The sequence below is a fragment of the Xanthomonas sp. NCPPB 1754 genome (genome assembly GCF_041475725.2).
GTDB lineage: Bacteria > Pseudomonadota > Gammaproteobacteria > Xanthomonadales > Xanthomonadaceae > Xanthomonas > Xanthomonas euvesicatoria.
The window spans coordinates 3083361-3097422 of sequence record NZ_CM192982.1; the positions used below are offsets into that span (position 1 = coordinate 3083361).

12 protein-coding genes and 1 tRNA gene are annotated in these 14062 nt (G+C 62.3%); all 13 read right to left on the bottom strand.

Annotation, left to right across the window (positions count from 1 at the left end; translation table 11 throughout):
* Positions 1-63: 63 nt before the first annotated feature.
* The 13 genes from rpsO to nuoI all read right to left on the bottom strand — a co-directional run bounded on the left by rpsO (position 64) and on the right by nuoI (position 14059).
* Positions 64-324 carry a 30S ribosomal protein S15 gene (rpsO, locus tag ACCQ15_RS13520; protein ID WP_003485583.1) on the bottom strand — a complete coding sequence of 87 codons (261 nt, stop codon included), beginning with the start codon at positions 322-324 and terminating at the stop codon, positions 64-66.
* Between the two features lie 156 nt (positions 325-480).
* Positions 481-1407, bottom strand: a complete 927-nt coding sequence (truB, locus tag ACCQ15_RS13525) for a tRNA pseudouridine(55) synthase TruB (protein WP_372380669.1) — start codon at positions 1405-1407, stop codon at positions 481-483.
* A gap of 79 nt (positions 1408-1486) precedes the next feature.
* Positions 1487-1879 carry a 30S ribosome-binding factor RbfA gene (rbfA, locus tag ACCQ15_RS13530; protein WP_005914265.1) on the bottom strand — a complete coding sequence of 131 codons (393 nt, stop codon included), beginning with the start codon at positions 1877-1879 and terminating at the stop codon, positions 1487-1489.
* A gap of 144 nt (positions 1880-2023) precedes the next feature.
* Positions 2024-4738, bottom strand: a complete 2715-nt coding sequence (infB, locus tag ACCQ15_RS13535; RefSeq protein WP_169306416.1) for a translation initiation factor IF-2 — start codon at positions 4736-4738, stop codon at positions 2024-2026.
* Positions 4739-4833: 95 nt separating this feature from the next.
* Positions 4834-6345: a transcription termination factor NusA gene (nusA, locus tag ACCQ15_RS13540; RefSeq protein WP_005914268.1), complete on the bottom strand. Its 1512-nt coding sequence runs from the start codon at positions 6343-6345 to the stop codon at positions 4834-4836.
* Between the two features lie 4 nt (positions 6346-6349).
* Positions 6350-6940: a ribosome maturation factor RimP gene (rimP, locus tag ACCQ15_RS13545; RefSeq protein WP_008570977.1), complete on the bottom strand. Its 591-nt coding sequence runs from the start codon at positions 6938-6940 to the stop codon at positions 6350-6352.
* A 197-nt stretch (positions 6941-7137) separates the two neighbouring features.
* Positions 7138-7214, bottom strand: a tRNA-Met gene (locus ACCQ15_RS13550).
* Positions 7215-7414: 200 nt separating this feature from the next.
* Complete coding sequence (nuoN, locus tag ACCQ15_RS13555) at positions 7415-8875, bottom strand: NADH-quinone oxidoreductase subunit NuoN (RefSeq protein ID WP_003485567.1); 1461 nt, start codon at positions 8873-8875, stop codon at positions 7415-7417.
* Positions 8876-8911: 36 nt separating this feature from the next.
* A complete protein-coding gene (locus ACCQ15_RS13560) occupies positions 8912-10414 on the bottom strand; it encodes an NADH-quinone oxidoreductase subunit M (RefSeq protein ID WP_014090522.1) in 1503 nt (500 codons plus the stop codon).
* Positions 10415-10434: 20 nt separating this feature from the next.
* A complete protein-coding gene (gene nuoL, locus ACCQ15_RS13565) occupies positions 10435-12594 on the bottom strand; it encodes an NADH-quinone oxidoreductase subunit L (protein ID WP_071118441.1) in 2160 nt (719 codons plus the stop codon).
* A 7-nt stretch (positions 12595-12601) separates the two neighbouring features.
* Entirely contained in the window at positions 12602-12907 is a 306-nt protein-coding gene (nuoK, locus tag ACCQ15_RS13570) for an NADH-quinone oxidoreductase subunit NuoK (protein ID WP_005914274.1), read from the bottom strand.
* Entirely contained in the window at positions 12904-13566 is a 663-nt protein-coding gene (locus ACCQ15_RS13575; protein ID WP_008570973.1) for an NADH-quinone oxidoreductase subunit J, read from the bottom strand. Before ACCQ15_RS13575 ends, nuoK begins: the two co-directional genes overlap by 4 nt.
* A gap of 4 nt (positions 13567-13570) precedes the next feature.
* Positions 13571-14059, bottom strand: coding sequence for an NADH-quinone oxidoreductase subunit NuoI (gene nuoI / locus ACCQ15_RS13580; protein WP_003485557.1), 489 nt, complete (start codon positions 14057-14059; stop codon positions 13571-13573).
* Between the last annotated feature and the right edge of the window lie 3 nt (positions 14060-14062).

Below are 14062 nucleotides of genomic sequence, written 5' to 3' on the forward strand. Positions count from 1 at the left end.
ACGTAGTGCGATTGACCAAAACAAAACCGCGGCGCATCGCTGCGCCGCGGCGGTAGGACTCGATTAGCGGCGCAGGCCGAGCTTCTCGATCAAGGACTTGTAACGCTCGTTGTCCTTCTTTTTCAGGTAGTCGAGCAGGCTGCGGCGACGATTGACCATCTGCAGCAGACCACGACGGCTGTGGTGATCCTTCTTGTGGGTCTTGAAGTGACCGGTCAGCAGCTCGATGCGCGCGGTCAGCAGAGCGACCTGCACTTCCGGGGAACCGGTGTCCTGGGCGCTGCGCTTGTTGTCTTCAATAACTTTCTGGGTGTCGACGGACATGATGTTTTCTCGATAGATGCGTGGTCGACAGGAACGTGCGTAACGCACCGTCGGACTCGCCGTTTGCTTAGGATGAGCGCGCTTGGCGCTGAGGTGCCCCGATCGGGGCCGCGAAATTGTAACGTCGCCCGGCCCAGGGAACAAGTTGACAAAATCTTAACAGGCCGGAATTTCGTTCAGTCCATTGAACAATCGCTGCGGCGACAAGCGCCCGTCGGCGTCGACCAGGCCTAGCCCCGAGGGGGTTCCGTCAGGTCCGAATACAGCGACTTGCCCCGGCGGAAATGCGGCATCACGCAGGCGCTGGCCCATGCGAAAACGCGCCGCATGGGTCTGATCGAGCACGATTCGCGCAAAACCGGCCAGGCCGGCCTCGATCGGCAGCAATAGCGTCCGTGCTTCGGTGCCCGCCTCCAGCGCCGCCGACAATGCCTCCAGTGTGATCATCTGTGGAGCGCGAAACGGCTCCACCCACAGCCGACGCAACGAGGCGATGTGCGCTCCACATCCCAGCACCTCGCCCAGGTCACGTGCCAGGCTGCGGATATACGTGCCCGAGCCGCAGGTCACGCGCAGCCGCAGACCTGGGGCGCTGTAGCCCAGCACATCGATCGCCTGCACATCCACCCCGCGCACCGGGGCTTCGATACGTTCGCCGCGTCGCGCCTTGGCATACAGCGGCTCGCCGCCCTGCTTGAGCGCGGAATAAATGGGCGCTTGTTGCTGGATGCGCCCGATGAAAGGCGCCAGTGCGGCTTGCAGCGCGGCATCACCGATATCGGGCACCGCACGCTCGCGTAGCGGCTCGCCATCGGCATCGTCGGTGTCGGTGGTGACGCCCAGCACAATCTCGGCGTCGTAGGCCTTGGCAGACCCAAGCAGTAGTCCGGCGATCTTGGTGGCTTCGCCAAAGCAGAGCGGCAACAGGCCGGTAGCCAGCGGATCCAGGCTGCCGGTATGGCCGCCCTTCTCTGCACGCAATAACCGGCGTGCGGCCTGCAGTGCATTGTTGGAGCTCAGCCCGGCCGGCTTGTCCAGCAGCAGGATGCCGTGCAACGGGCGATAGACGATGCGGGGTTTCAAAAGATCGGTGCTCGAATCAGGCGCAGTGCGCGCCTGCGGGAATCAGGGCCGCGGCAGATGCGGCAGGCCGTGACAGCGCTCAGCGCTGTTCGGCATCTTCATCGCTGGACGTGGCCTCGGGGCCAACGTCGTCCAGGTCACGCAGCAGATTGTCGATGCGTTCGCCGCGATCGACCGAATCGTCGTAATGGAAGTGCAGCTCGGGCACGTGGCGCAGCTTCATCGCGCGCGCCAACTGGGTACGCAGCTGGCCGGCGATTTCCTTGAGCCCCTTGACCGCTTCGGCCGAACGCTCCTGCTGCAGCGCGGTGACAAAGACCTTGGCATGCGCCAGATCGCGACTGATTTCGACGTCGGACACGCTGACCGACGGCAGCCCATGGTCGCGCACGGCCGCGTGCACGATCGTGCCGAGGTCGCGACGCACCTGCGCGGACACGCGGTCGGTGCGATGGAATGATTTGGTTGGCATGGTCGTGGACCTGGTTGATTCGGAGGGCCAGTTGGCACCGAAGCCAAAAACAAACGCGGGCGGCCATGCCGCCCTCGCCTTGCAGAACCTGCATTGGACCAACTCCGCCGAACGGAGTCCGGGGCCGGTAGGCCCCGGCAGCCGTTACAGCGTACGGGCTACTTCGATACGCTCGAAGCACTCGATCTGGTCGCCGGCCTTGACGTCGTTGTAAGCCTTCACGCCGATACCGCATTCGGTACCGTTGCGCACTTCGTCGACGTTCTCCTTGAAGCGACGCAGCGATTCCAGCTCGCCTTCGAACACCACAACGCTGTCGCGGAGCACGCGGATCGGCTTGCTGCGCTTGACCACGCCTTCGATGACCATGCAGCCTGCAACCGCGCCGAACTTCGAGCTACGGAACACATCGCGGACCTGTGCGATACCGATGATCTCTTCGCGGATTTCCACGCCGAGCAGACCGGAGGCTACCTGCTTCACCTGATCGATCACGTCATAGATGATCGAGAAGTAACGCAGATCAATGCCGTTGGACTCGACGATCTTGCGCGCCGAGGCATCCGCACGCACGTTGAAGCCGATGATCGTCGCCTTGGAAGCAGCGGCCGAATTCGCGTCGGATTCGGTGATGCCGCCCACGCCGGAGTGGATCACGTTGATGCGGATGTCCTCGTTGGACAACGCCACCAGCGACTGCTTGAGTGCTTCCACCGAACCCTGCACGTCGGCCTTGATCACCAGGTTCAGTACCTGCTGGCCTTCGCCCTTGCCCATCTGGGCCAGGATGTCTTCCATGCGGTTGGTCGCCGAGGCCACCAGACGCGATTCGCGGCGCTTGGTTTCGCGCTGCTGCGCCACGTCCTTGGCCAGGCGCTCGTCGTCGACGACCACGAAGTCGTCGCCGGCTTCCGGCACGCCGGACAAACCCAGCACCTGCACCGGAATCGACGGGCCCGCCGAGGCCGGCTGATGGCCGGTTTCGTCGAACAACGCACGCACGCGACCGTACTGGATGCCGCACACCAGATAGTCGCCACGCTTCAGCGCACCCTGCTGCACCAGCACCGTCGCCACCGGGCCGCGGCCCTTGTCCAGCGAGGATTCGATGACGGTACCGCTGGCGCGGCCCTCGGCCACGGCCTTGAGCTCCAGCACTTCGGCCTGCAGCGAAATCGCGTCCAGCAGCGTATCCACGCCGGTACCGACCTTGGCCGACACTTCGATGAACTGGGTATCGCCACCGAACTCTTCGGCCACCACGTTTTCGGCCAGCAGCTCGTTCTTGACCCGCAGCGGATCCGCGCCGGTCTTGTCGATCTTGTTGACCGCCACGATCAGCGGCACGCCTGCCGCCTTGGCATGCGCAACCGCTTCCTTGGTCTGCGGCATCACGCCATCGTCGGCGGCAACGACCAGCACCACGATGTCGGTGATCTTGGCGCCACGGGCACGCATCGAGGTAAACGCGGCATGGCCGGGCGTATCCAGGAAGCTAATGACGCCACGACCGGTTTCGACGTGGTACGCACCGATGTGCTGGGTAATGCCGCCGGCTTCGCCGGAGGCGATCTTGGTACGGCGGATGTAGTCCAGCAGCGAGGTCTTGCCGTGATCGACGTGACCCATGATGGTGACCACCGGCGGACGCGACGTGGCCTCGCCCTGCGCATCTTCGGCATGCGCCAGCAGCGCGTCCTCGAAGTCGGCATTGTCGGCACGCACGGCTTTATGGCCGAGCTCTTCGGTCACCAGTGCGGCGGTGTCGTGATCGATGCTCTGGGTGATGGTCGCCATGACGCCCATCTTGAACAACGCCTTGACCACGTCGCCGCCCTTGAGCGCGAGCTTCTGCGCCAGGTCTGCCACGGTGATGGTCTCGCCGATCGCCACTTCACGCACCACCGGTGCGGTGGGACGCTCGAACCCGTGTGGGCCGCTGTTGGCCTGGCTGCCGCCACGGCCGTTGTCATTACCACGGCGCGAGGACGACGAACCCGGGCGGCCGGTCGGCTTACCGCGCACATTGGAACGCCGCGCGCGATCGGCCGCGGACAGATGCAACTGCCCGGCAAAGCGCTTGGTCGCATCGTCATCTTCAACACCGGCCACCATGACGTGCGAACCGCGCGTCTTGTGCTTGGCGGCATTGCTGCGGTCGTCCGCACGTGCCGGCGCTGCCGGACGCGAGGCCGGAGATGCGCCCGCCGGACGTGCCGGACGCGGTGCGGACGACGGCGAAGAAGGCGAACGCGCAGCTGGCGCCGCGGCGGACGGCGTCGGCGCATCAGCAACCGGGGCCGGCGCACTGGCAGCCGCAGCGGCTTCCTCGGCAGCCTTGCGCTCGGCTTCTGCACGGTCCTTGGCGGCCTGCTCTTCCTCGCGCTTGCGCTGAATTGCCTCGTCGCGCACGCGGTCGCTTTCGGCCAGGCGCTGCTGCTCTTCGAGGTTGCGCTGACGCGACTCCTCGAGCTTACGCAGGATATCGGCGCGTTCTTCGTCCGGCGTCATTGGTGCGGCGCGGCCGCTGCCTTCGTTCTCGGACTTCACGTAAGTGCGCTTCTGCCGCACTTCCACGTTGACCGTGGTCTTGGTGCGGCCGGCGTTGACAGTGACTTCCTGCAGCTTGCGCCGGTTGAGCGTGATCTTCTTGGCTGCTTCGCTCGCCGCTTCGGCAGACGTTTCTGCCTTGCCATGCGTGCGACGCAGGAAGCCAAGCAGTTTCATCTTCTCGGTGCTGGTCACGACCTGGTCGGGACCGCTGAACTTCATTCCGGCCTCGGCCAGTTGAACCAGCAGTTTATCGACCGGCGTATTGACCAGTTCGGCAAGCTTGCGGATGGTGGTTTGCTGCGACATTCGGATCCTATGATCTGGTTGGCGCCCCCTCGCCCAGAGCAAGGGATACGCTGATTCTAAGCCCTGATGGGGTCAGGGCGCGGTTCATTGCCGGCTCATTCGCCGCGCTCCAAACGGGCGATCTCCTCGGCGCGGGCTGCCAGGATCAGCGCCGCAGCGCGCTCCTGGGTCATGCCCTCGATGCCGAAGTCGACGATCTCGTCCGCGGCCAGGTCGGACAAGTCCTCGCTGGTACGCACGCCGTGCTCGGCCAGCGCAAAAGCCGTCTCCTCGTCCATCCCCTCCAGCGCCAACAGGTCCTCGGTGGGCTGAGTTCCTTCCAGGCCTTCTTCCTCGGCCAGCGCGGCGTTGAGCAGCGCATCGCGGGCACGGGCACGCAGTTCTTCAACGATGTCTTCGTCGAAGCCCTCTACCGCCAGCAACTCGCCGACCGGCACGTAGGCGATTTCTTCGACCGTGTTGAAACCTTCGGAGACCAGGATCGCGGAGATTTCCTCGTCCACTTCCAGGCGGTCCATGAACAGCTGGCGTGCCGCGGCCTGCTCGGCCTCGGACTTGGCGGCCACCTGGTCGGCGGTCATCACGTTGAGCTGCCAACCGGTCAGGCGGCTGGCCAGACGCACGTTCTGGCCGCCCTTGCCGATCGCCTGCGCCAGGCGGTCTTCTGCCACGGCCAGGTCCATCGAGTGCTTGTCTTCATCGACGATGATCGACTGCACTTCGGCAGGCGCCATTGCGTTGATGACGAAGTTGGCCGGGTTCTCGTTCCACAACACGATGTCCACGCGCTCGCCATTGAGTTCGTTGGACACCGCCTGCACGCGCGAACCGCGCATGCCGATGCAGGCGCCGATGGGATCGGTGCGGGCGTCGTGCGCGATCACGGCGATCTTGGCGCGGTCGCCCGGATCGCGTGCGCAAGCCTTGATCTCGACCAGGCCCTGACCGACTTCAGGCACTTCGAGCTTGAACAGTTCGATCATGAATTCAGGTGCGGCACGGCTGATGAACAGCTGCGGGCCGCGTGGCTCGGAACGCACCTCGGCCAGGTAACCGCGCACGCGGTCGCCGGGACGCAGCACGTCGCGCGGAATGCCCTTGTCTTTCGGAATGAAGGCTTCGGCGTTGCCGCCAAGATCGACAAAAATATTGCCGCGCTCCGCGCGCTTGACCACGCCGGTGATCAACTCACCCACACGATCCTTCCACGCATCCACCACCTGCTGACGCTCGGCCTCGCGCACACGCTGCACGATCACCTGCTTGGCAGCCTGCGCGGCGATACGGCCGAAGTCGGGATTCTCGATCTGTTCTTCGATGTAATCGCCCACTTCCACGCCGTCGGCTTCGTCGATGGCATCCATCAGACGCACCTGGCGGTCAGGGGATTCCATCACCACGTCATCGGCAACCACTTCCCAGCGACGGTAGGTTTCGTAAGTACCGTCCTTGTGATCGATGGTGACGCGGGCCAGCACGTCCTGGTCGGGATAGCGCTTCTTCGCCGCGGAAGCCAGCGCGGCCTCGATCGCTTCGAAGATCACTTCGCGCGGCACGCCCTTTTCATTGGCGACCGCATCCACTACCAGCAAAAGTTCCTTGCTCATTTCGTCACTCCGCGCGCGGCTTGCCAGCCGCCGACTCGTTGGATGGTTTCTTCTTTTCGTGCCCGGGTTTTTTCGGGCCGGGCTTGTTCGGTTTCTGCGGTGCCAGACCCAGCGCAACCCAATCCGGCACGATGCGCGCTTTGTCGATATTGTCGTAGCCGATCTGCACGTCCTTGCCATCGACAGCGAACACCACCGCCTCTGCCTCGGCATCGATGCGCAGGATCTCGCCCTGGAAGCGGCGCCGACCATCCTGCGCCAGCTTCAAGACGATCTTTGCCGACTCACCGGTGTGGCGCGCGAACTGTTCCAGCGTGAACAGCGGACGATCCACACCCGGCGATGACACTTCCAACGTGTAGTTACCGCTGATCGGGTCTTCGACGTCGAGCTGGGCGGAGACTTCGCGGCTCACGCGCTCGCAGTCGTCGACATTGATGACACGCTCGGGCTGTTCGGCCAGCGGCACGTCGATATATAGGCGCAATGTGGCGCCGCCTGGAGCGGGAAGATATTCCACGCCCAGCAGTTCCAAGCCCAGGGACTCAACCGTTGGACTCAGCAGATTCGCGATTTCGGTCGCTTTTTCGCTCACAGACTGCCCTGATCAGATGATTGCCAGTAGAACCCCGGCAACCGGCAGCAAACTTTCCGGTTCCGGAAAAAACAAGGGGCCCGATGGGCCCCTTGCGTGAAAAAAACCCGACCTCTCAGGGTCGGCGTAAAGACGGGAACATGCGTCCTTACGATCCAAGAAGCTGAATTACTGCGATGAAGCAACAATTCGAAACTTGGTAGCGGGGGCAGGATTTGAACCTGCGACCTTCGGGTTATGAGCCCGACGAGCTGCCAGACTGCTCCACCCCGCAGCAGAAGCGGAATTATGAAGAACTTGAGCGGCAATTGCAAGCCCTAGTTTTTCATCTGTTGGACAGCGTGGCGGCTGTTCAACGTCGCGGCGAATAATACCCGCAATGCAACAAAAACGAAACAGTAAGCGCGGTTTTATTTCAGTGCGACGCCACATGCAGGATGCGACGCCGCAAAACCTAACGCTGGCGCAGCGGTCTTAGGCGAGGCCGGCGAATGCGCGCTGGCACCACACCATGATCGGACTCCAGGCCAGACCAAGTGCAAGCAGGGCCAGCGCATTGACGCCGAGCACGGTGCCGAGCACGCGATCGTTATTGGCCGGCAACGGCTCGCCTACCGGCTCGTCGAAGTACATGACCTTGATGACGCGCAGGTAGTAGTACGCACCGATCACTGCGCAGATCACACCGACCAACGCCAGCCACAGCATGTCGCCCTTCACTGCCGCGCCCAGCACCGCCAGCTTGGTCCAGAAACCGAGGAACGGCGGGATACCTGCAAGCGATGCCATGATGCACAGCACCAGACCAGCCATCCACGGATTGCGCGCGTTGAGTCCCTTGAAGTCGTCGATGTTTTCCGCTTCGAACCCGTTGCGCGACAGCGCGATGATGGCGCCGAACGAAGCGGTGGACATGATGGTGTAGCTGACCGCGTAGAACATCGCAGCCGCATAGCCCTCTTCCCCGCCGCCCGCCACGCCCATCAGCAGGAAGCCGATATGCGAGACCGTCGAGTATGCGAGCATGCGCTTGAGGTTGCTCTGCGCAATCGCCATCAGGTTACCGACCACCAGCGAAACCGCCGACAAGCCGCCGATCAGCAGATGCCACTGCGGCGACAACGGGCCCATACCGACTTCCAGCAGGCGATAGGCCATACCGAACGCCGCAAGCTTGGGCGCCGAGCTGATGAACAATGCAATCGGCGCAGGCGCACCCTGATACACGTCGGGCAGCCACATGTGGAAGGGTGCAGCTCCCAGCTTGAAGGCGACGCCAGCGATCATGAAGATGGTGCCGGTCAGCAGCAACGTGCGTTCGTTCGAGCCTTCGATCGCATCGTGGATGCCGGCCAGGCTGAGCGTACCGGTGGCGCCGTAGACCAGCGACATGCCGTATAGCAGCAGACCCGACGCCAGCGACCCGAGCACGAAATACTTCATCGCCGCTTCGGTGGCCAGGCCATTGTCGCGGTTGGAGGCGACCAGTGCGTAGGAGCACAGCGCCAGCAGCTCCAGGCCCAGATAGACCATCAACAGGCTACCGGCCGACGCCAGCAGCATCATGCCGGCAGTGGCGAACAACACAAGCACCGGGATTTCGCCCTGGTAGAGATTACGCTCGCGCAGGTAGGTCCAGCCATACACCAGGCTCAACCCGCTGACCAGCACGATCACGGTCTTCATGACATCGGCTGCCGTGTCGCGCACGAACATGCCATTGAAGATATCGCCCTGCCCGCCCGTGCCGGTTGCAAGCAACACGAGCACCACGGCAAGCACGGCAACGGAGAACAGGTGGGTCCAGACCTTGTTCCGCTGGCTCACGAACAGGTCGAGCATCAGCAGTGCGAAGGCGCCGCCGATCAGCACCAGCTCCGGTACGAGCGGAGCTAGGTCAGCGGTGGTCAACGGCGCGAGCGTTGGCGTGGTCATCATTAAATCCTGGAAATCAAAACGTACGGCAAGCGGTCAGAGCTTGGTCGCGGCAATCTGGGTCGCCAGCTTGGCGATCGACGGTTCCATCAGATCGGTCAGCGGCTTCGGGTACAGGCCAAGGGCCAGCACGCCAGCGGCGAACACCCCCAGCACGAATGCTTCGCGGCCATTGATGTCTTTCAGCTCGGCCACGTGTGCGTTGGCCACTTCGCCGAAGAACACGCGCTTGTACAGCCACAGCGTGTACGCAGCGGTGATCACCAGCGTGGTGGCGGCGCCAAAGGCAACCAACGGATGTTTCTGGAAGCTGGCCAGGATGACCATGAACTCGCCGACGAAACCACTGGTTCCCGGCAGGCCGGCATTCGCCATGAAGAACAACATGGAGAAGGTGGCGAACCAGGGCATCACGTTGACCACGCCGCCGTAATCGGCGATGCGACGGGTATGCATGCGGTCGTAGAGCACGCCGATGCACGAGAACATCGCGCCGGACACGAAACCGTGCGAGATCATCTGCACCATCGCGCCCTGCAGGCCCAGACGCGCAGCGTCAGTGCTGCCGTACTCGCGTACCAGGGTGAAGGCGATAAAGGTACCGAGCGTGACGAAACCCATGTGCGCGATGGACGAATACGCCACCAGCTTCTTCATGTCGTCCTGCACCAAGGCCACCAAGCCGACATAGATCACCGCAATCAGCGACAGCGTGATGACCAGCCAGGCGAACTCATGGCTCGCGTCGGGCACGATCGGCAGGTTGAAGCGCAGGAAGCCGTAGCCGCCGATCTTCAACGCAATCGCCGCCAGGATCACCGAACCGGCGGTCGGCGCCTCGACGTGCGCGTCCGGCAACCAGGTGTGCACCGGGAACATCGGCACCTTGACCGCAAAGGCGATCAGGAATGCGAAGAAGATCCAGGTCTGTTCCTTGGCGGTCAGCTGCAGCGCATACAGGTCGGCGAGCTGGAAGCTGCCGCCCTTCAGATACAGATACACCAGGCCCACCAACATCAGCACCGAGCCGAGGAAGGTATAGAGGAAGAACTTCATCGCCGCGTAGATGCGCCGCGGGCCGCCCCAGACGCCGATGATCAGGAACATCGGGATCAGCATGGCTTCGAAGAATACGTAGAACAACATCGCGTCGGTGGCGGCGAAGATGCCGACCGTGACGCCTTCCAGGATCAGGAAGGCAGCGACGTACTGATTGACGCGCTTGTCGATCGAGCGCCAGGCTCCGATCAGGGCCAGCACCGTCACCAGCGTGGTCAGAACGATCAACGCGACCGCGATGCCATCCACGCCCAGGTTGTAGCCGATGTTGTATGCCGGGATCCAGGCATGCAGTTCGATGAACTGCATGGCGTCATTGGCAGTGTCGTAGCCCAGCAGCGGCAGACTCAGCGCAAAGGTCGCCACCGCTACCGCCAGGGACGCCCAGCGGGCAGTCTCGGCGTTGCGCAACGCAAGGATCAGGGCGCCACCGATAATCGGCAGCCAGATCAAGATAGACAGTAAAGGCCAGTTCGACACGTTTTCTTATTCCGTACAGGTCAACGCCAGAAATGCATCAGTACCGCCAACAAGGCGATCAAACCGATGATCATTGCGAAGGCGTAGTGATAGAGGAAACCGGATTGCGTGCGACGCAGCAGATTTGCAGCCAGGTCGATCAGTCGGGCAGAACCGTTGACGACAGCGCCGTCGACCACATGGGTATCGACTGCACGTGACGCCTTGCCAAGCACAACGCCGCCACCGGCGAAGCCATTGATCCAGAGCTTGTCGGCGCCGTACTTATTCTCAAGTATCCACACCAGCCACGACAGCTTCTTACGTGAGCTAGCTGCCCACTCAGGCTTCCAGAGATAGAACAGTGCCGCCAACAACAGGCCGGCAACCGTCAGGAAGAACGGAGCGGCCATCATGCCGTGCAGTGCGAATGCAACCGGGCCGTGGAACTCTTCGGCCAATGCACCAACGGTATCGCGTGCCGGATCGTAGAAATCGACGATGCCAGTGAAGAACGAAACTGCCTGGCCTTGCATAGCGTGTGCTGCATGGTGGCCCTGCCAGTCGGTCCCGAACAACATCGGACCGATCGTGAAGAAGCCGATCGCGATCGAGGGGATTGCTAACAAGACCAACGGCAGCGTTACCACCCACTTGGATTCATGCGGCTCGTGGGCACCATGGTGACCATGTCCGTGATCGTCGTGGCCATGCGTGTCGTGGGCATGCGCATCGTGCGAGTGAACCTGCGCTTCGGCATCGGTATGCGCGCTGTCGTGATGCGAATGCGCGTCGTGCGCATGGGCGTCGCGGAACCGCTCCTTGCCGTGGAAGGTCAGGAACAGCAGACGGAAGCTGTAGAAACTGGTCACCAATACGCCGCCAAGCACAGCCCAGTAGCCATAGGTTGCAATCCAGCCATGCGACTCATGCGCATGATGCGCGGCCGCCTCGATAATGGTGTCCTTCGAGTAGAAGCCGGAGAAGAACGGCGTACCAACCAAGGCCAATGTACCGATCACGCTGGTCCAGTAGGTCACCTTCATGTACTTGCGCAGGCCACCCATCTTGCGCATGTCCTGCTCGTGGTGCATGCCGATGATCACCGAGCCGGCCGCCAGGAACAGCAGCGCCTTGAAGAAGGCGTGGGTCATCAGGTGGAACACGGCTGCCGAATAGGCCGACACGCCCAATGCCACGGTCATGTAACCCAGCTGCGACAGCGTGGAATACGCCACCACGCGCTTGATGTCGTTCTGCACGATACCGATCAGGCCGGTGAAGAAGGCCGTGGTCGCACCGATGAACAGGATGAAGTTCAGCGCTGTTTCCGACAGCTCGAACAGCGGCGACATACGCGCCACCATGAAGATGCCGGCGGTCACCATCGTTGCGGCGTGGATCAGCGCCGAGATCGGTGTGGGGCCTTCCATCGAGTCCGGCAGCCACACGTGCAACGGCACCTGGGCCGACTTGCCCATCGCACCAATGAACAGGCAGATGCAGATCAGCGTCATCACGCTCCATTCGTGGCCCGCGAACAGCTGCACCTTGGCGCCGGCCATGGTGGTCGCGTTGGCGAACACGGTGGAGTAATCCAACGAGCCGAACCACAACAGGACGCCGGCGATACCGAGGATGAAGCCAAAGTCGCCGACGCGGTTGACCAGGAACGCCTTCATGTTGGCGAACACGGCAGTCGGGCGCTTGAACCAGAAACCGATCAGCAGGTACGACACCAGGCCCACCGCTTCCCAGCCGAAGAACAGCTGCAGGAAGTTGTTGCTCATCACCAGCGTAAGCATGGAGAAGGTGAACAACGAGATGTAGCTGAAGAAGCGCTGGTAACCCGGGTCCTCTTCCATGTAGCCGATGGTGTAGATGTGCACCAACAGCGACACGAAGGTCACCACCACCATCATCATCGCAGTCAGGCGGTCGACCATGAAGCCGACATGTGCCGAGTAGTTGCCGACATCAAAGAATGTGTAGAGGTTCTGGTTGAACGGGCTGGCGCCCTGCTCCACCAGCTGATACAGCGTCAGGCACGACAGCACGCAGCTGACCGCAACACCGAGGATGGTGACGTACTGCGCGCCCTTGCGCCCGACCTGGCGCCCGAACAGGCCGGCGATGATGCTGCCGACCAGCGGTGCAAGCACCACTGCGATCAACAGACTCTTGGAGAGAGTGATTTCCATCTACAGGTCAGCCCTTCAACGTATCGACTTCGGCCACATTGATCGTGCGGCGCGTGCGGAACAGAGTCACCAGGATCGCAAGGCCGATTGCAGCCTCCGCAGCGGCAACCGTCAGAATGAAGAACACGAACAACTGACCGGCGGTATCGCCAAGCTCGCGCGAGAACGCGATGAAGTTGACGTTGACCGACAGCAACATCAACTCGATCGACATCAGCAGCACGATGACGTTCTTGCGGTTGAGGAAGATGCCGGCCAGCGAGATGCAGAACAGCACCGCGCCCAGTCCAAGCAGGTGGCCCAAGGTAATCAAGACTTCGCCTCCTGTCCGTCGGCCGCGTCGATTTGCGGCGCAACCTGTACCGGCTTTTCAACCGCCATTTTGACCATGCGCAGACGGTCGCCCGCCTTGACCCGGGACTGCTCGCCGGCATTCTGCAACTTAATGCCAGTGCGCTTACGAAGGGTCAGCATCACTGCAGCCACCACCGCCACCGTCAGGATCACCGCGGCAAATTCGAAAGGCAGCAGAAATTCGGTGTACAGGCTCTTGGCCAACCAGGTCAGGTTGGAACTGTCAGCCGCTTGCGCAGCTGCGTTGTCTGCCGGGAACGGCGTGGCGCTGCGCGCCTTGACACCGATCAACGTGACCATCTGCGCGAGCATGGCCACCGCCACGATGACGCCGAGCGGCATGTACTTGACCCATCCCTCGCGCAGGCGGCTGGTATCGATGTCCAGCATCATCACCACGAAGAGGAACAGCACCATCACCGCGCCGACATAGACCAGCACCAGCGTCACGCCGAGGAATTCAGCCCCGACCAACAGCCAGATGCATGCCATCGAGAAGAACGTGAGGATCAGGCACAACACGGCGTATACCGGGTTGCGCACGCTGATCACCGCACCGGCGGACACGACCGCGACGGCGGAGAAGGCGTAGAAAGCAAGAGTGACCCAGTCCATCATGACCTCAACGGAAGGCGGCATCGGCAGCGCGACGCTCGGCGATCTCGGTCTCTAACCGGTCTCCGATCGCCAGCAGCTGCGGCTTGTTGACAATGTTTTCGCCACGCTTCTCGAAGTGGTACTCGAGGATGTGCGTTTCGACGATCGAGTCCACCGGGCAGCTTTCTTCGCAGAAGCCGCAGAAGATGCACTTGAACAGGTCGATGTCGTAGCGCGTGGTGCGGCGGGTGCCGTCTTCGCGCTTGGCCGAGTCGATGGTGATCGCCAACGCCGGGCAGACTGCTTCGCACAGCTTGCAGGCGATGCAACGCTCTTCGCCGTTGGGATAACGGCGCAGCGCATGCAGGCCGCGAAAGCGCGGCGACTGCGGGAACTTCTCCATCGGATACAGCACGGTGTACTTGGGCTTGAACGTGTATTTCAACGTCAGCCACAAGCCGCCGAGCAGCTCGAGCAGCAGCAAGCTCTTGAAGTAATGGGTGATCTTGTTCATCAA